The organism is Comamonas humi (assembly GCF_054782535.1).
In genome coordinates, this window is the sequence record NZ_BAAGSH010000019.1 from 133,794 (window position 1) to 150,915 (window position 17,122).

At 66.9% G+C, this 17,122-nt stretch carries 15 protein-coding genes; 2 read left to right on the plus strand and 13 right to left on the minus strand.

Going from position 1 to position 17,122, the window contains the following annotated elements:
* Positions 1-10: 10 nt before the first annotated feature.
* Positions 11-2,197, minus strand: coding sequence for a phosphocholine-specific phospholipase C (locus ACYVKR_RS20790; protein ID WP_460482877.1), 2,187 nt, complete (start codon positions 2,195-2,197; stop codon positions 11-13).
* Between the two features lie 270 nt (positions 2,198-2,467).
* Here ACYVKR_RS20790 and ACYVKR_RS20795 point away from each other — a divergent pair, with 270 nt between their 5' ends.
* Complete coding sequence (locus ACYVKR_RS20795; protein WP_460482878.1) at positions 2,468-2,605, plus strand: hypothetical protein; 138 nt, start codon at positions 2,468-2,470, stop codon at positions 2,603-2,605.
* A gap of 273 nt (positions 2,606-2,878) precedes the next feature.
* Complete coding sequence (locus tag ACYVKR_RS20800; RefSeq protein ID WP_460482879.1) at positions 2,879-4,750, plus strand: phosphoenolpyruvate carboxykinase (GTP); 1,872 nt, start codon at positions 2,879-2,881, stop codon at positions 4,748-4,750.
* A 167-nt stretch (positions 4,751-4,917) separates the two neighbouring features.
* Here the strand turns inward: ACYVKR_RS20800 and ACYVKR_RS20805 are convergent, their stop codons facing one another.
* The 12 genes from ACYVKR_RS20805 to ACYVKR_RS20860 all read right to left on the minus strand — a co-directional run bounded on the left by ACYVKR_RS20805 (position 4,918) and on the right by ACYVKR_RS20860 (position 17,074).
* A complete protein-coding gene (locus ACYVKR_RS20805) occupies positions 4,918-6,033 on the minus strand; it encodes a porin (RefSeq protein WP_460482880.1) in 1,116 nt (371 codons plus the stop codon).
* A gap of 165 nt (positions 6,034-6,198) precedes the next feature.
* Entirely contained in the window at positions 6,199-7,983 is a 1,785-nt protein-coding gene (locus ACYVKR_RS20810) for an LVIVD repeat-containing protein (RefSeq protein ID WP_460482881.1), read from the minus strand.
* Positions 7,984-8,008: 25 nt separating this feature from the next.
* Positions 8,009-9,049, minus strand: coding sequence for a porin (locus ACYVKR_RS20815; RefSeq protein WP_460482882.1), 1,041 nt, complete (start codon positions 9,047-9,049; stop codon positions 8,009-8,011).
* Between the two features lie 407 nt (positions 9,050-9,456).
* Positions 9,457-10,467, minus strand: coding sequence for an amidohydrolase family protein (locus tag ACYVKR_RS20820; protein ID WP_460482883.1), 1,011 nt, complete (start codon positions 10,465-10,467; stop codon positions 9,457-9,459).
* Positions 10,464-11,051: a cupin domain-containing protein gene (locus tag ACYVKR_RS20825; RefSeq protein ID WP_460482884.1), complete on the minus strand. Its 588-nt coding sequence runs from the start codon at positions 11,049-11,051 to the stop codon at positions 10,464-10,466. Before ACYVKR_RS20825 ends, ACYVKR_RS20820 begins: the two co-directional genes overlap by 4 nt.
* 10 nt (positions 11,052-11,061) lie before the next feature.
* The gene (locus ACYVKR_RS20830; RefSeq protein WP_460482885.1) at positions 11,062-11,493 is read right to left on the minus strand and encodes a RidA family protein; all 432 of its coding nucleotides are present in this window, start codon (positions 11,491-11,493) and stop codon (positions 11,062-11,064) included.
* Between the two features lie 11 nt (positions 11,494-11,504).
* Positions 11,505-12,299: a 2-keto-4-pentenoate hydratase gene (locus ACYVKR_RS20835; protein WP_460482886.1), complete on the minus strand. Its 795-nt coding sequence runs from the start codon at positions 12,297-12,299 to the stop codon at positions 11,505-11,507.
* Entirely contained in the window at positions 12,296-13,369 is a 1,074-nt protein-coding gene (dmpG, locus tag ACYVKR_RS20840) for a 4-hydroxy-2-oxovalerate aldolase (RefSeq protein ID WP_460482887.1), read from the minus strand. Before dmpG ends, ACYVKR_RS20835 begins: the two co-directional genes overlap by 4 nt.
* Positions 13,370-13,384: 15 nt before the next feature.
* Positions 13,385-14,359 (minus strand): acetylating acetaldehyde dehydrogenase, encoded by a 975-nt coding sequence (locus tag ACYVKR_RS20845; RefSeq protein ID WP_460482888.1) that lies wholly within the window; start codon positions 14,357-14,359, stop codon positions 13,385-13,387.
* A gap of 17 nt (positions 14,360-14,376) precedes the next feature.
* Positions 14,377-15,174 carry a 2-keto-4-pentenoate hydratase gene (locus ACYVKR_RS20850; protein WP_460482889.1) on the minus strand — a complete coding sequence of 266 codons (798 nt, stop codon included), beginning with the start codon at positions 15,172-15,174 and terminating at the stop codon, positions 14,377-14,379.
* Between the two features lie 14 nt (positions 15,175-15,188).
* Positions 15,189-15,572 (minus strand): RidA family protein, encoded by a 384-nt coding sequence (locus ACYVKR_RS20855; RefSeq protein ID WP_460482890.1) that lies wholly within the window; start codon positions 15,570-15,572, stop codon positions 15,189-15,191.
* 11 nt (positions 15,573-15,583) lie between these two features.
* A complete protein-coding gene (locus ACYVKR_RS20860; protein WP_460482891.1) occupies positions 15,584-17,074 on the minus strand; it encodes a 2-hydroxymuconic semialdehyde dehydrogenase in 1,491 nt (496 codons plus the stop codon).
* Positions 17,075-17,122 lie beyond the last annotated feature (48 nt).

Consider the following 17,122-nt stretch of genomic DNA (forward strand, 5'->3'; position numbering starts at 1 on the left):
AGCTATCGTATCACAGCTCGCCCAGGCCCATCGCCGGGTCGCTGACCGAATGGGCGCCGGTTTCCACGCGGCCGGCAAAGCGGCGCACGTAGGACGGATCGGCGCTGCTGGTGACCACGAAGTCATACCAGTTGCCGCTGTCGCCCAGCTTCCAGTGGTGCTTCTTGCGCTGGCCGCGCTTGAGCTTGAAGCTCCACGGGCCCTCGTCGAAATAGGCATAGGCCTCGACGCTGAGCGTGCACTCGCCGGCGCCGTCGTTGCGCAACTCCAGCTCGACGCGGCCGTGCTTGGGGTCGTAGCTCACGGCGATTTCGGGCTGGGGCGTGCCGGCGGCGCCCTGGCGCTTCAGGTCGCCGATGAAGTGGCGGTGGAAGCCATTCGGGCCCAGCACCCACAGGTCGTAGCGGCCGGCGTCGGCGGCGGCCGTCCACTGGTCGTCCAGGGTCTTGCCGGACTCGACCATGTAGCGGCGCGGCAGGCGGTCGAGGTGCAGGCGGTCGTACACGTGGAACACGGCCGCGGCGGCGCCGGTGTTGCTGAACGACAGGCGCACGGCATTCGCGCCGGCGTCGACGCGGGCGTCCACGTTCAGCTCATACGGCAGCGCGCGCGAGGGGCGGGTGCCGGTGTCCTGCGGCGGGAAGTCGCGGTTCGCCGGCGGCACCACCTGGGGCAGCGCCTGCTGCTGGGCGCGCAGCAGGTCGGCCTGGGCCTTGTCCTTGCGGCCGGCCAGTGTGGGCAGCGGCTCGTCGTTGGGCTGGGCGAAGTTGAAGGCGCTGGTCAGGTCGCCGGCGACGGCGCGGCGGAACGGCGAAATATTGGGCTCGGCCACGCCGAACCGCGCCTCGATGAAGCGCAGCACCGAGGTGTGGTCGAAGACCTGCGAGTTGACCCAGCCGCCGCGGCTCCACGGCGAGATCACGTACATGGGCACGCGCACGCCGGGGCCGTAGACGCGGCCGTCGGGCTGGGGCTGGCTCTTGGTGCCTGGCGGCTTGGGGTGGTTGAAGCGCTCGGAGGCCAGCGCCGCCTCGGGCAGCGTGGTCTTGCCGGCGGGCGTGCCGTCGGGGTTGATGGACGGCGCGGCCGGCGACGGGATGTGGTCGAAATAGCCGTCGTTCTCGTCGAAGTTGACCAGCAGCACGGTCTTGCTCCACACCTCGGGCACGGCGGTGAGCGCATCGAGCGCCTCCTGGATGTACCAGGCGCCCTGCACCGGGCTGGATGGGCCGGGGTGCTCGGAGTAGGTGGCGGGCGCAACGATCCACGACACCTGGGGCAGGTTGCCCTCGAGGATGTCCTGCTTGAAGCTGCCGAGGAAGCCGCCGTCGGGCATGGTGTTGGCGATGCCCTTGTACAGCGGGTTGTTCAGGTCGTCGGCCGGGTCGTAGGCGAGCGACACCACGCTGCCGCTGTTGCTCACCGGCTTGCCCGAGGCCTCGTTGGCCATGCGGTACTGCGTGAAGCCGGCCAGCGAGTTGTCGGTGTAGTTGTCGGGCATGTTCTGGTAGACCTTCCAGCTCACGCCGGCGGTCTGCAGGCGCTCGGGGTAGGTGGTCCAGTTGTAGCCGCTGGTCGAGGGGCCGATGTCGTCCCACTCGTTCACCACGGCGGCCACGCCGGCGCCGGTGGGGCCGTTGGTGCCGGTCCACAGGAACAATCGGTTCGGGTTGGTGCCGCCGTGCAGCGCGCAGTGGTAGGCGTCGCACAGCGTGAAGGCGTTGGCCAGCGCGAACTGGAAGGGCAGCTCCTTCTCCTGGTAGTAGCCCATCGAGGCCGTGGTCTTGTAGCGGGCCCACTGGTACATGCGGCCGCCATCCCAGGCGTTCTGGCCGTCGTTCCATGAGTGCGGCGTGCCGCTCACGCGCTGGGCGTTGCCCTGGTTGCTGTCCAGGTAGTAGGGCAGCACCGGCGCGCCGCTGGCGTTGCGCTGCTGCCAGACCGACAGGCCGTTCGGCTGCGGGATGGTGAAGCGGTCGCCGAAGCCGCGCACGCCGCGCAGCGTGCCGAAGTAGCTGTCGAACGAGCGGTTCTCCTGCATCAGGATCACGATGTGCTCCACATCGCGGATGGTGCCGGTCTGGGAATTGGCCGGAATGGCGAGCGCGCGGCGGATGCTGGGCGGGAAGGCGGCCAGCGTAGCGGCGGCCATGCCGGTGCCGAGCGTGCCCTGCAGGAATTGGCGGCGTGAGTTCATGGGTGTGGGTAGTTATGGAGTGTTGGGAAAACCGGAGGGGCCTGCGCCTGCGCAAGCGGGCTCCACTCTAGGAAAGCACCATGACAAGGCCATGAAACCGCGCCGGAAAATTCCTGTATTGATAGCAGGAAGTGTTGGATTCATCGGTGATGTGAAACAATTTGCTTCTGCGGCTGGCGCTGTGGCGCGCGGGCCGCATTGGCAGGTGCCGGCAGGCCTCGCTACAATGCTTGTGAACTACCTCTTACAACCAGATTTGGAGAACGCCCGATGTCCCACGACCACAGCACCGAACACCAGCCGCAAGACGCCGTCGAAGCCATCGTGCCGGTCATCCCGGTGGTCCTGCCGGTGGTCGGCGCCATCATGATGTTCCTGCTGGCCTTCATCGCCGTGCACATGGCCTGAACCGGCCCCGGCCGCCAGCCAAAGAACCCGCTCCGGCGGGTTTTTTTGCGCCTTTTTGCGTCTTTTACCAGTGCTGTTTAACGCATATTCTGATGCGGAAAATGCATAGATTTTGACCATGTTGCTGTAGCATTTTTAGGCACCCCGCCTAAAATCGAAGCCCCGACTCCGAGTGCCAGAGGCCAAACGGTTGATCAAAGGGCCTGCTTCTTTCATGCTTTGAACGCTTGCGGGCGGTTTTGATGAACCGTTTCCAACTTTGAAAGCATCCCGATGAACGCAAGTTTCAAGCCCGGCCTGGATCTCCAGACCCCCGACTACGTCAAGAACCCCAAGCTGATCGCCTGGGTGGCCGACATGGCGGCCCTGTGCAAGCCCGACCGCATCTACTGGTGCGATGGCTCCCAGGCCGAATACGAGCGCCTCTGCCAGCAATTGGTGGACGCCGGTACCTTCAAGAAACTCAATCCCGCCAAGCGCCCGGGCAGCTACCTGGCTTGGTCCGATCCGTCGGACGTGGCGCGCGTGGAAGACCGCACCTTCATCTGCTCGGCCCAGAAGGACGACGCCGGCCCGACCAACAACTGGATGGACCCCGCCGAGATGCGCGCTACTCTACAGCCGCTTTTTGACGGTTGCATGAAGGGCCGCACCATGTACGTGGTGCCGTTCTCGATGGGCCCGCTGGGCAGTCCGATTGCCCACGTGGGCGTGGAGCTGTCCGACAGCGCCTATGTGGCCGTGAACATGAAGATCATGACCCGCATGGGCAAGGCCGTGTACGACGTGATCGGCACCGAGGGCGAGTTCGTGCCCTGCGTGCACACCGTGGGCGCGCCGCTGGCCGCCGGCGAGAAGGACACCACCAGCTGGCCCTGCAACAAGACCAAGTACATCGTCCACTACCCCGAGACGCGCGAGATCTGGTCGTACGGCTCGGGCTACGGCGGCAACGCGCTGCTGGGCAAGAAGTGCTTCGCGCTGCGCATCGCGTCCACCATGGGCCGCGACCAGGGCTGGCTGGCCGAGCACATGCTGATCCTGGGCGTGACCAATCCCCAGGGCAAGAAGTCGCACGTGGCCGCGGCCTTCCCCAGCGCCTGCGGCAAGACCAACTTCTCGATGCTGGTGCCGCCGGCAGGCTTCGACGGCTGGAAGGTCACGACCATCGGCGACGACATCGCCTGGATCAAGCCCCAGGCCGACGGCTCGCTGCGCGCCATCAATCCCGAGGCGGGCTACTTCGGCGTGGCGCCGGGCACCAACTACAAGACCAACCCGAACTGCATGGCCAGCCTGGACAAGGACGTGATCTTCACGAACGTCGCGCTGACCGATGACGGCGACGTGTGGTGGGAAGGCATGGAGGCCGATGCCCCCAACAAGCAGTTGCCCGCGCACCTGATCGACTGGCAGGGCAAGGACTGGACGCCGCAGATCGCCAAGGAAACCGGCGCCAAGGCCGCGCACCCCAACGCCCGCTTCACCGTGGCCGCGACCAACAACCCGGCGCTGGACGAGGCCTGGGACGATCCGGCCGGCGTGAAGATCGATGCCTTCATCTTCGGCGGCCGCCGCTCCACCACGGTGCCGCTGGTGACCGAGGCGCGCAACTGGCAGGAAGGCGTGTACATGGCCGCGACCATGGGCTCCGAGACCACCGCCGCGGCCTTCGGCCAGCAGGGCGTGGTGCGCCGCGACCCGTTCGCGATGCTGCCCTTCATGGGCTACCACATGAGCGACTACTTCGCCCACTGGCTCAACCTGGGCAAGCAGCTCGAGGCCTCGGGCGCCACGTTGCCCCGCATCTACACCACCAACTGGTTCCGCAAGGACGAGGCCGGCAAGTTCGTCTGGCCCGGCTACGGCGAGAACATGCGCGTGCTCAAGTGGATGCTGGACCGCATCGACGGCCAGGCCGAAGGCGTGCAGACCGCATTCGGCGTGGCACCGCAGTACGCCGAGATCAACTGGACCGGCCTGGACTTCAGCGCCCAGCAGTTCGAGACCGTGACCGGCATCGACAAGGCCGTCTGGGCCGAGGAGCTGGTGTCGCACACCGAGCACTTCGACAAGCTGGCCCAGCGCCTGCCGCAGGAGCTGCTGGACATCAAGGCTGCCCTGGAAAAGCGCCTGGTAGCCTGATCCACGCCAACCCTGAAACCCGGCAGCACCGCTGCCGGGTTTTTTCTTGGGCAGTTTATAAAAACAGGAGCTGCTGGCGCTTACTATGCAATGATTTCAGATGGTTTTCTATTTGAAAGTATTTGCTATAAAGCGCCAGCAGCTCCTGAATTGGTAGTGGCTACCGCTCAGAAGCGGTGCGTGATGCCCACGCCCAGCCCCGACGGCGACTGCCCCGGCGCCATGCCGGGGATGCTGTTGGCCGAGAGGTTGTAGGCTGCGGTCGCGCCGTTGCTGATGCGGGTGTAGGCGGTCCACAGGTCGGTGCGCTTGGACCAGTGGTAGGTGTAGCCCAGCGAGACCTGCTTGGCGCCCGAGTCCGTGCCCGGGATGCCGATGCCGCCCAGCTGCTTGCCATAGCTGCCGTGGGCGCCCTGGGCCTTGACGAAGGAGGCCATCAGCTCGTGCTGCTCGCTGAGCTTGTGCGTCACCGCGATCTGCCAGGCGTTGCGCGTCAGCGTCTGGCCAGGGGCGGGCTCGTAGCGCAGGCGCTCCCAGCTGCCGCGCACGCGCGTGGGGCCGAAGGAGTAGGCGAGGCCCAGGCGGTGGGCATCGTCCTGGCTGCCGCCATAGAAGTACGAGCGGTGCTGCTCGTAGCCCCAGGCCGCGTACAGCGGGCCGTCCTTGTAGGTCACCAGGCTGCTGAACAGGCGCGGGTTGGTGGTGGCGGTCTTTTCCTCCGGCATGCCGAAGGCGAGGCGGAACTCGAAGTGCTGCAGCTGCGGCGACCAGTACTGCACCAGGTTGGGGGCGCGGCGGTCGAACGACGACGGCGAGCCGCCATTCGCCGCGGTGGCGAAGCCGTTGCCCATGAGGGAGTTGGACGCGAAGATCCCCGCCGTGAACGGGTCGATCGCGTACACCGAGACGAAGCGCAGCGGCGTCTCCCACTGGCCCAGCACGAGCTGGCCCGCGCCGGTCTTCAGGCCGATGCCGGTGTTGCGCCCGCCCCAGGGGCCGTCACCGGTGTCCACGCGCGCATTGGTCTCGATCTGCGCCCAGACCGCGGTGCCGCCGCCCAGGTCCTCGCGCATGCGAAAGCCGAGCACCGACAGGTTGTTCGACAGCCGGTTCAGTGACGTGGACGGGGCGCCGCCGCCGCTGGCGCGCACGTGCTCCACGTCGGCCTTCAGGAAGCCGTAGATGCTGACGCTGCTGCCGTCGGCCTGGGCCAGCGCGGGCAGCGCCAGCGGGCCCAGGCAGGCGGCCGCCAGCAGCGCCCGGCGCGAAGAGGATGGTTTCATGGTGGTCTCCGTTGGTTGATTGCTCTGCTTAAATACATATTACAGTATTGGTATACCAAATAGAAACATGGAATCCACCGATTGATGCATGAAAACATCAGCGCAAAAAAAGGGCCGCCCGTTGCCGGACGGCCCATCAAAAACCTTGGAGTCAGCGATGCCGGTTCAATGCCCTCCGTGCTGCGGGAAGGGTTGGGGCGCGGGGCCCAGCACCGGTTCGCCGAGCAGCGGCGACGACAGCGCGTAGGCACCGTTCTCGGTGAAGGCCCACATGATGTTGCGGTCGTACTCGGTGTACATCGCCAGCACGCCCTTGCCCAGCGTGTACCTGGGCAGCTGGCTCTCGTTGGCCAGCGGCGGCACGAAGTAGCCGGCGATCTTGGGCTGGGCCGGGTCGGTCACGTCGAACATCTGCACGCCGGCGTTGTAGAAGGAGTAGGGCACGATGTTCTGGCGCCATTGGCCGGGCTGGCCGATGGCATTCGAGCGCTTGGGGCCGAAGTTGCCGCCGCGCTGGCAGAAATCGGTGTAGGGCGCGCCTGCGGGCGGCTTGGGGCGCGGCAGCGTGGTGACGACCTGCATCTTCGCCGGGTCCTTGGCGTTGACCACGAAGATGTCCTTGTAGGGCTCGTAGCAGTCGCGGTTCATCGGGTAGCCGCTGGTGAGCACATAGCCCGTGCGCTCGTACTGGCTCACGTCGGCGTTGTCGTACTCGGTGCCGGCGAACGAGGGCGGCGTGTTGACGTTGCCCAGGATCTTGGGGTTCGCCGGGTCGGACAGGTCAAAGGACCACAGGCCCAGGCCGCCCATGGCGCCGAAGCCGAGCTTGCCGCCGCTTTCCAGCGGCTTGGGCAGGAACAGCGGGATGCGCGCGCCCATCCACGAGGAACGGTTGCCCGCGCGCGGGTTCTGCAGGTAGGCGAACTCATGCGCCTTGTCGCCGGCGACCTGCCCCGGCACGGTGATCTGGGTGACGAACTTCGGGTCCGCCGGATCGGCCATGTCCCACACCTGGTAGCCGGGCGAGTACAGGTAGTTGGGGTATTCGGTGAGCGCGTAGCTGTCGTTGGGCGCGGCCGCCAGGATCATGTACTTGCCGCCGTAGTACTCGGGCGCATCGAGCGAGCCCGAGCCCTGCTGCTGGCCGATGGGCGCGTCGGGGTGCTGGTAGTCGGTGGTGCGCGTGGCGATCAGCTTCCAGTCGCCGGGCAGCGGGCCGTTCATCTCGTAGACCTTGAAGCCCTTGAGCGAGCTGTAGCTGCGCTGCGCCGCGACCTTGTCGGGCTCCTGCAGCTTCTCGTTCATCAGGCCGTAGCGGCCGATCTCGTACGAGGCCACCATCACCGGCTTGTTCAGCTTCTTGCTCCAGGCGATGGTGGCGCCGCCCAGGTAGTCGGTCACGGTCGCGGCGTTCCAGCGCTCGCTCGGGCCCTTGGGGCCCCAGACCGCGCCCTTGGAATACACCACCTTGGCATGGGCCGGGTCGGTCACGTCCATGATGCGCAGGTAGTCGCGGTCGTGGATGTACAGGTAGCGCTTGCCGTCGAAGTCGGCGATGTTGTTCCAGGCGTGGAAGGGTGAGCCCACGCCCTCGTAGAAGGCCAGCACCTTCACGTTCTGGCTGAACGTGGTCTGGTCCCAGTGGTCGAGCATGCCGGGAAACGGCTGGCCCTTGTGCACCTCGGGCGTGGCCTTGGGCCAGACGAATTCGCCGGTCTGGGGGTTCATGCCGTAGTCCACGCCGGCCTTCAGGTCCTTGGGGCGGCGGTCGGGCGTGGCCAGCAGCCACTTCGCCAGCCAGGGGTCCTTCATGTCGGGCGTGCCGGGCACGAAGCTGCCGGCGGGCTGCGGGGCGGCCGCGGCGGGGCTTTGCGCGAAGGCGGTGGCGCCCAGCGTGGAGAGGAGCATCGCTGCGAGTGCGATGCGGGTGCGTGCATGTCCAAAACTCATGGTGGAAACCTCTTGGGGAAAACGGTCAGAACGCATGGCGGATGCCGAACGCGATGCCCGACGGGCTCTGGCCCGCCGAGGGGCTGGCGCTCCAGGTCACGGGGTAGGCGACCTGCACGTCCTTCTTGTTCTTGATGTGCGAGGCGAGCACGTACAGGTCGGTGCGCTTGGACATCCCGTAGGTGTAGCCCAGCGTCAGGCCGTTGGCGCTGCCGATGTCGCGGTTGTTGTCGTCCTTGCGGTGCACGAAGCTGGCATGCACGCGGCTGGTGCCGTCGATGTTCCAGCGCGCGCCGAGCTGCACGTCCCAGCCCTTGGAAGTGAAGCCGACGTAGGGCGGGTAAGCGTAGTAGCCGTCGTAGGTGTGGAAGACCAGGGTGGGCTCGAAGCCGCCGATGCGGTAGACGGCGGACAGGTAGTTGTCGCGCGAGTCGTGCATCGAGGCCTTGTTGAAGACGTCCTGCGTGTAGGTGCGTTCGCTCGCGAAGCCCACGAACAGCGGGCCGCTGCGGTATTCCAGCGCCGTGCTCAGGAAGCGGCCGTTCTTGGTCTGGTCCTCCTTGCCGAAGGAGTACATCACCCGGCCCGTCAGGCCGCCGAAGCTCGGGGTCTTGTACTGGATGGCGTTGTCCACGCGGTACGACGCGTAGAAGAACTGCATGTTGTTGACCACGCTGTAGGCCGAGGCCCAGTTCGGGTCCGCATAACCGGCCACCCAGTACGACGGCGTGAACTGCCGGCCCAGCGTCACGTCGCCCCAGTCGCCGCGCACGCCGACGAAGGACTGGCGGAACTGCGGGCTCATCGCGCCGGTGTCGGCCGAGAACATGGGCTCGATGGTGAAGTAGGCCTTGTTCGTGCCGCCCAGGTCCTCCACGCCGCTGAAGTTGATGCGCGAATTGTTCAGGCCGCCGCTGCTGATGCGCTTGAGCGAGCCGTCGGCGCCCGAGTTCTTCAGGTACTCCAGGTTCAGGTCGACGAAGCCCGACAGCGTGACCTTGGACTGCGCGAAAGCCGCCCCTCCCGCCAGCAGCAGCGCCGCCGCCGCAATGCGCTTGATTTTCATGAATGTCTCCTGTGTTGGGGTTGGTTGTGTCTCTTGTTTCATGGTTGCATGTAGATTGAATACATCAACATATATAGGTATACCAACAAAATATATTATGTGCAACACAATATGTAGTCGAGACGCATGCACCTAGTGAAAACGAGCAAGGCACAGCCGCGATTCCGTCGCCTGTGGTGCTGCGGCGTTGCCTGTGTGCTGCCGGTGAAGTTGCGATAAGCCCGCTTGGATACTGGCTTCTAAGATGCTGTCGTGGGCACGCCAAGCCGAAAGCTGCACGGCGCAGGCAGGCGAGCGCAGCCCCGATTGAGGGCTGCGATGATGGTTGGATTATTGGTATACCAAATCGGATTCATCTATCCGATGGTGCCAGGCCATGCCCGGGCGGGCATGGCCTTGGTGCAGCGCTAGGCGCTGGCGCCGGCGTCGAGCCGGAAGAACCTGCGGGCGTTATTTTCCAGGATGTCCTGGCGCTGCGCCGCACCCAGGAAGGGCACGTCCCTGACCAGCGCGCCTACGCGCTGCTCGCCCAGTGGATAGGGATAGTCCGAGCCCAGCATGATGTTGTCCGTGCCCATCACATCCACCAGCAGCCGCAGCGCACCGGGGTCGAACACGGCCGAGTCCACATGCAGGCGGCGTGCGTATTCCGACGGCGGGCGCGGGCAGTCCTTGCGCACGATGTCGCGGTGCTTCCAGGCGTTGTCGGCGCGGCCCAGCAGGTACGCGAAGCTGCCGCCGCCGTGCGCGAAGCAGATGCGCAGCGACTCGGGAATGCGCTCGAGCGCGCCCGACAGGATCAGCGACATCATGCTCAGCTGCGTCTCCGCGGCCATGGTCACCAGCCAGGGCAGCATCCATTGCTGCATGCGGCCGGGGCTGCCCATCATGTCCCAGGGGTGCTCCAGGATGGGAATGCCGTTCTCGGCGCAGTAGGTCAGGAAGTCCACCAGGTCGGGGTGGTCCATGTCCTTGTCGCCCACGTGGTTGCCGATCTGCACGCCGACGCAGCCCAGCTTCATCGCGCGCGAGGCCTCGGCGCAGGCGAGCTTCAGGTCCTGCAGCGGCACCTGGGCCAGCGCCTTGAAGCGCGTGGGATGGGCAGCGCAGAAGGCCACGGCCTTCTCGTTCATCTGCGCCGCCCAGTCGGCCGCCTTGGCGGCATCCCACGAGTAGCCGAACATCACCGGCGTGGCGCAGACGATCTGCAAGTCGATTCCCTGCTCGTCCATCTCCTTCAAACGGAACTCGGGGTCCCACAGCGCTTGATACACAGGTCGGAACGGCTTGTTGCCCACCATGATCTGGCCTTCGCTGGCACCCGGTTCCACCGCCAGCCAGGGGGCGATGTCGGCATCGACCGCTGCAGCCTCGCGCTGTGTGATCAGTGGAAAGAAATGCGAGTGCATGTCGATCATGCGGCGACTCCTCGCGCGTTATTTACATTCGATGCCGCCAGTTGCTCGTGCCAAGTCTTGTAATCCCGCCCCGGGTGCACGGTGCCGCAGCCCCCGCAGGTGCGCTGCTGCTCGCTGGTGGCGTAGAAGCGCTCGTAGACCGGCGGCAGGTCGTTCACGATGCTCTGCAGCGTGACTTCGCTGCGCTGGATGAGGTGGCCACAGCAGGCGCAGTTCCATTGGAAGGCATCGATCTCGCCGGGGTCGCGCACATGCTCGACCACCAGGCACAGGCTGCCGGCCTCGGGGCGCTGCGGAGAGTGCAGCACATGCTTGGGCAGCAGGAAGATGTCGCCTTCGCGCAGGTCCACGCGCTCATAGCGGCCGCGGTCCAGGATTACCAGGTGGGCGTTGCCCTTGAACTGGTAGAAGAACTCCTCGATGGGGTCGTCGTGGAAGTCGGAGCGGCCATTGGGGCCGCCGACGATGGTGACCATGAAGTCGCCGTCCTTCCAGACCTGGGCGTTGTTGACCGGGGGCTTCAGCAGGTGTTGGTTATCGTCAATCCAGCGCTGGAAATTCAGGGCGCGTCCGTACTTGAGCATGGTTTTTCCTTTAGGCCAGCGGCTTGTAGGCCACGGCCTTGATCTCGATGAGCAGGTGCGGGTGCGGCAGCTGGTGCACCGCCACCGTGGTGCGCGTGGGGCCGTCGTAGTCGAAGTACTCGGCCCAGACCTCGTTGTAGCCGCCGAAGTCGTTCATGTTCACCAGGAACACGCCGGCCTCCACCAGGTCGCCCAGCTCGGCGCCGGCACTGCGCAGGATGTCGCGGATATTCTCGATCACGGCACGGGTCTGCGCACGGATGTCGAGATCGGTCACGCCCAGTGCGTCGACCTGCACGCCGGCGAAGCTGTTGTCCGGGCGGCGCGAGCTGGTGCCCGAGATGAACAGGAAATCGCCGGCGCGCTTGACGTGCGGGAACCTGCCGCGCGGCGTGGCCTTGCCTTCCACGACGGTGGCTTGGGCTGCATGGTTGGCGGACATGGCTAGTCTCCCTATCGTTCTGCCGTATGGAACATCACCGAGCCCAATGCGCTGCGGCCGCTGCCGATGTGGCATTCGACGGTCGTTGCGGGCTGCAGGGCTTCGGCGGCGGTGGCCGCGCCCGCCATGATGAGCGAGCCCGCGGGCAGGCTCATTTCGGCCCCGTGCAGCAGGCGCGAAGCCTGCACGATGGAGCGCAGCGGCTGGCCGAGGATGGCCGCGGTGGAGCCGACCTGCGCGTTGCGGCCGTTGACCTGCATGCGCACGCCGGCGTTGGCCAGGGCATCGAAGTTGCGCGACCAGGCGCCCACCACCAGGCCGGCGGATGAGCAGTTGTCGGCCACCACGTCTTCGAGCGTGAACCGGAAGTTGCGGTAGCGCGAGTCGATGATCTCCATGGCCGGCGCCACGGCCTCCAGGTAGTGCACGGCTTCGAGCGCCGTGAGCGGGCCATCGATGGATTTCTTGGTGACAAAGCACACCTCGGGCTCCACGCGGGGGTGGATGTAGCGGCCCAGGCCCACCACGGCCCCCTCCTCCTCCAGCATGCCGTCGGTCAGCAGGCCCCAGATCAGGCTGTCCACGCCCATCTGGACCATCTTGGCGCGGCTGGTGAAGCCGAGCTTGATGCCCACCATCTTCTCGCCGCGCGCCAGGCGGTGCTGGATGGAGGCGTGCTGGATGGCATAGGCCTCGGGCAGCGAGAAATGCCCTGCGGGGAACTGGTCGACCTCGCGCGCCTGGTGCGCCGCCGTGTCCAATGTCTCGGCCACCTGGGCCAGCACGTGGTTCCTGCTGCTGCTCATGCGGCCTCCTTCCGGCTGCCGGATGCGCCGGCGTCGCGCTGCCGGAGCATGTCCAGCGCCACGTCCACGATCATGTCCTCCTGCCCGCCCACCATGCGGCGGCGGCCCAGCTCGGCGAGGATGTCGAAGGCCGGCAGGCCGTAGCGCCTGGCGGCCGCCTCGCTGTGCAGCAGGAAGCTCGAATACACGCCGGCGTAGCCCAGCGCCAGGGTCTCGCGGTCCACCCGCACCGGGCGCTGCTGCAGCGGGCGCACGATGTCCTCGGCGGCGTCGATGAGCTGGCGCACGTCGCAGCCATGGTTCAGGCCCATGCGGTCGACGGCGGCGATGAAGACTTCGAGCGGCGCATTGCCCGCGCCCGCACCCATGCCGGTGAGGCTGGCGTCGATGCGATCACAGCCATGCTCGAGCGCAACGATGGAGTTGGCTACGCCCAGGCTCAGGTTGTGGTGGGCGTGCATGCCGGTCTGCGTCTCGGGTTTGAGCACCTGCTTGAAGGCCTTGAAGCGCTCGGCGATGTCGTACATGTTCATCGCGCCGCCGGAGTCCACCACGTAGATGCATTGCGCGCCGTAGCTTTCCATAAGCCTGGCCTGCTCGGCCAGCGCGGCGGGTTCGCTCATGTGGCTCATCATCAGAAAGCCCACCGTGTTCATGCCCAGCTCGCGGGCGTACTCGATGTGCTGCCGGGAGATGTCGGCCTCGGTGCTGTGCGTGGCGATGCGCACCACGCGCGCGCCGGCATCGTAGGCGGCGCGCAGGTCGTGGATGGTGCCTATGCCCGGCAGCAGCAGTGTGGCCACCTTGGCGTGCTGCAGTTCGCCGGCCACGGCGGCTATCCACTCCAGGTCGGTGTGGGCGCCGAAGCCGTAGTTGAAGCTGGTGCCGCGCAGGCCGTCGCCGTGCGCGACCTCGATGCTGTCGACCCGCGCGGCGTCGAGCGCGCGGGCAATGCGGCGCACGTCTTCGAGCGAATACTGGTGGCGGATGGCGTGCATGCCGTCGCGCAAGGTCACGTCGGACACATAGATCTTCTTGCGGCGATCGAAAGCGGATGGACTGGGGGACATGGTGGAAACTCCGGTTCAGGCCGCGGCTGCGGCGGCTTTCTGGCCTTGCGGGGCGAGCATGCGCACCGCCATCTGCTCGGCGGTGGCCAGCGCGGCGCTGGTCATGATGTCGAGGTTGCCGGCATAGGCGGGCAGGTAGTGCGCGGCACCTTCCACTTCGAGCATGACCGTGACCTTGAGGCCCTGCGTGGGGCCGATGCCGGGTACGTTGATCCGGCGGTCGCCGTCGATGCGCTCGAACTGCACCTGCTGCTTGAGGCGGTAGCCCGGCACATAGGCGTGGACCCGGGCCACCATGGCTTCGACCGAGGCAGCGATGGCGGCCTCGCTGGCCGACAGCTCGGTGAGGCAGTACACGGTGTCGCGCATGAGCAGCGGTGGCTCGGCCGGGTTCAGCACGATGATGGCCTTGCCGTGCGCCGCGCCGCCCACCAGCTCGATGGCCTTGGACGTGGTCTCGGTGAACTCGTCGATGTTGGCGCGCGTGCCGGGGCCGGCCGATTTGCTGGCGATCGACGCCACGATCTCCGCATAGCGCACCGGGGCCACGTCGGCCACCGCGCGCACCATAGGGATGGTTGCCTGGCCGCCGCAGGTCACCATGTTCAGGTTGGGCTGGTCCAGGTGCTCGCCGAGGTTCACGACCGGCACCACGTAGGGGCCGATGGCCGCGGGCGTGAGGTCGACCACGCGCTTGCCGTGGCGCTGCAGGATTTCGTTGTTGCGCAGGTGCGCGCCCGCGCTGGTCGCATCGAAGACGATGCCGATGTCCGGGAAGCAGGGCAGGTTCACCAGGCCTTCGATGCCTTCGGCCATGGTTGCCACGCCCAGGCGGGTGGCGCGCGCCAGGCCGTCGGAAGCGGGATCGATGCCGACCATCGCGGCCATGCGCAGGTGCTGGCTGTGGCGCATGACCTTGATCATCAGGTCGGTGCCGATGTTGCCCGAGCCGATGATGGCGACGGGGATGCGGGAATCAGTGTGGTTCATGGAAGGGCTTCCTGGCTTTATTGCGGCGTGCCGAAGGCGGCTGTCACCGAGCCCAGGCCTTCGATGTGCGCGGTGTAGACATCGCCGGGCTGGACCACGGCCATGGGGCCGAGCGCTCCGGTCATCAGCACGTCGCCGGCCTTCAGCGGTGCGCCCATGCGCACCATGGTGTCGGCCAGCCACACGGCGGCGTTGAGCGGGTTGCCCAGGCAGGCCGCGCCTACGCCCACCGAGACCGGCTCGCCGCGGCAGTCCATGCGCATGCCGCAGCCGGCGAGGTCGAGCTTTCCGAGGGGCACGGGCCGCGTGCCGAGCACGAAGAGCGACGACGAGGCGTTGTCGGCCACGGTGTCGACCAGGCGGATGTCCCAGTTCGCAATGCGGCTGCCCACCACCTCGATGGCCGCGACCGCATAGGCCGTGGCGCCGATGATGTCGGCCACGGTGTGGCGCTCGTGCGGCAGGTCGCGCCCGAGCACCAGCGCGATCTCCGCCTCGGCCTTGGGCTGCTGCAGCCGGCGCCAGGCGATCTCCTCGCCGTCGCCCACGGCCATTTCGGCGAACAGCGCGCCAAAGTCGGGCGAGTCCACGCCGAGCTGCTTTTGCACTGCCACCGATGTGAGTCCGATCTTGCGGCCCACGAGGCGATGGCCCATCTGCACGCGGCGTGCGGTGTTGAGTTGCTGCACCGCATAGGCGGCGGCGATGGGGTCGCCGCCCAGCGCGGCGATCTCGTCGCGCAACGGGGCGATGGGCTGGTTGGCCTGCTCGGCCTGCCAGAGGCGGTCGGCCAGGGCCTGGATTTGGGCTTGCACGGGGCGGCTCCCTTTCAGATACGGTGGAACATGAATTCGATCTCGACCAGCGCGGCCAGCGGCAGCGCGCTCACGCCCACGGAGGTGCGGGCGGGCGGCGCCACCTGGGTGAACTGCCTTTCCCACACAGCGTTGATGCCGGGGAACTGGTCCATGCAGGTGGTGTAGATGCGCGCCAGCACCAGGTCCTGCAGGCCGTAGCCGTAGTCGGGCAGCGCGAGATAAAGGTTGTCGAAGATGCGCTGCGTCTGCGCGGTCGCGTCGCCGGCGATGAGCTGGCCGGTGGCCGGGTCGATGGCCACCATGCCCGAGACCAGGCCCAGCGGCCCGCTCTTCACGCAGGGGGTATAGAGGAACTTGGGCTGCGGGCCCTGGGAGGAGGTGATCAGCTCGCGCATGGCGGTTCGGCTCACAGCGCCAGGCAGATGTTGGTGGTCTCGGAATAGAAGTCCAGCGAGTAGCGCCCGCCTTCGCGGCCGATGCCCGAGAGCCTGGAGCCGCCGAACGGCGTGCGCAGGTCGCGTGAGAACCAGGTGTTGACCCAGACGATGCCGGTGTGGAACTGGCGCGAGACGCGGTGCGCGCGCTGCAGATTGGTGGTCCACACGCAGCCCGCGAGGCCGTAGTCCGTGTCGTTCACGCGAGCAATGACTTCCTCTTCCGAGTCAAACGGGCTGATGTGGCAAACCGGGCCGAACACTTCCTCGCGCATGCAGCGCGCGGTGTCGGGCAGGCCAGTCCAGATCGTGGGCTGCACGAAGGCGCCGTGGTCGCGTGCATCGCTGAACTTCGGCACGCCGCCGCCGGTCACCACGGTGGCGCCTTCTTGCACCGCGAGCCGGTAGTACGAGAGCACCTTGTCGCGGTGCTCATGCGAGATCAGCGAGCCCATGAATACGCCGTCCTCGTCGGGCCAGCCGACCTTGAGCGCCTCGGTCCTGGCCTTGAGCGCGGCCACGAAGCGCTCGAAGATAGTGCGCTCGACATACACGCGCTCCGAGCACAGGCAGACCTGGCCGGAGTTGGTGAAGCTCGACTTGACGATGCCTTCGACGGCGGCCTCGAAATCGCAGTCGGCAAAGACCACGGCGGCGTTCTTGCCGCCCAGCTCGAACGAGATGTCCTTCACGCCGTCGGCCACGGCCTTCATGATGGCCGCGCCGGTGCGTGATTCGCCGGTGAAGGTCACCGCGTCGACGCCGGGGTGCCGGGTCATGGCCTCGCCCGCCGAGCCCGGGCCGAAGCCGTGCACCAGGTTGAACACGCCGGGCGGCACGCCGGCCTCGTCGAAGGCCTCGGCCAGCAGCGTGGCCGACGCGGGCGTTTCCTCCGAGGGCTTCACGACCATGGTGTTACCGCAGATGAGGGCGGGGCCGGCCTTCCAGGTCATGGACAGCAGCGGCAGGTTCCAGGGGCAGATGCTGGCGATCACGCCCAGCGGCTTGCGCACGGTGTAGTTCATCAGCTCCTGGCCGTTGGCGAGCTGCGTCTCGAAAGAGTCGCCGTGGGCCACCTTGCCCAGGTCGGCAAAGGTGCGCAGATTGGCGATGCCGCGGTACACATCGAGTGCGCGCGCCTGCGCCAGCGGGCGGCCGGTGTCGGCGACCTCGGCGGCGATGAACTCGTCGAAGCGGCGCTCGATCACGTCGGCCACCCGGTAGAGCAGCCGGGCGCGCTCCTGCACACCCATGCGTCCCCACGGGCCCTCCAGGGCGCGGCGCGCGGCCTGCACCGCGCGGTCCACGAGCGCGGTATCGGCCTCGTGCACCTGGCCGAGCACGCAGCCGTCCAGCGGGCTCACGTCGTCGAAGGTCTTGCCGGTTGCGACGAACTGGCCGTCCACATAGTTGCGCATGGTCTGCAGGCTTTCCGGCAGGGGGAAGCGCGCTGGCTGGGTCATCACGGTCTCCAAAGGCTTGCTGCCCGCAGTCTAGGGAGCGTGCCGGTG

Bases quoted from the DNA above. Each gene is read 5' to 3' on its own strand.
- ACYVKR_RS20790 (WP_460482877.1), bottom strand. From the start codon at position 2,197: ATGAACTCACGCCGCCAATTCCTGCAGGGCACGCTCGGCACCGGCATG.
- ACYVKR_RS20795 (WP_460482878.1), top strand. From the start codon at position 2,468: ATGTCCCACGACCACAGCACCGAACACCAGCCGCAAGACGCCGTCGAA.
- ACYVKR_RS20800 (WP_460482879.1), top strand. From the start codon at position 2,879: ATGAACGCAAGTTTCAAGCCCGGCCTGGATCTCCAGACCCCCGACTAC.
- ACYVKR_RS20805 (WP_460482880.1), bottom strand. From the start codon at position 6,033: ATGAAACCATCCTCTTCGCGCCGGGCGCTGCTGGCGGCCGCCTGCCTG.
- ACYVKR_RS20810 (WP_460482881.1), bottom strand. From the start codon at position 7,983: ATGAGTTTTGGACATGCACGCACCCGCATCGCACTCGCAGCGATGCTC.
- ACYVKR_RS20815 (WP_460482882.1), bottom strand. From the start codon at position 9,049: ATGAAAATCAAGCGCATTGCGGCGGCGGCGCTGCTGCTGGCGGGAGGG.
- ACYVKR_RS20820 (WP_460482883.1), bottom strand. From the start codon at position 10,467: ATGATCGACATGCACTCGCATTTCTTTCCACTGATCACACAGCGCGAG.
- ACYVKR_RS20825 (WP_460482884.1), bottom strand. From the start codon at position 11,051: ATGCTCAAGTACGGACGCGCCCTGAATTTCCAGCGCTGGATTGACGAT.
- ACYVKR_RS20830 (WP_460482885.1), bottom strand. From the start codon at position 11,493: ATGTCCGCCAACCATGCAGCCCAAGCCACCGTCGTGGAAGGCAAGGCC.
- ACYVKR_RS20835 (WP_460482886.1), bottom strand. From the start codon at position 12,299: ATGAGCAGCAGCAGGAACCACGTGCTGGCCCAGGTGGCCGAGACATTG.
- dmpG (WP_460482887.1), bottom strand. From the start codon at position 13,369: ATGTCCCCCAGTCCATCCGCTTTCGATCGCCGCAAGAAGATCTATGTG.
- ACYVKR_RS20845 (WP_460482888.1), bottom strand. From the start codon at position 14,359: ATGAACCACACTGATTCCCGCATCCCCGTCGCCATCATCGGCTCGGGC.
- ACYVKR_RS20855 (WP_460482890.1), bottom strand. From the start codon at position 15,572: ATGCGCGAGCTGATCACCTCCTCCCAGGGCCCGCAGCCCAAGTTCCTC.
- ACYVKR_RS20860 (WP_460482891.1), bottom strand. From the start codon at position 17,074: ATGACCCAGCCAGCGCGCTTCCCCCTGCCGGAAAGCCTGCAGACCATG.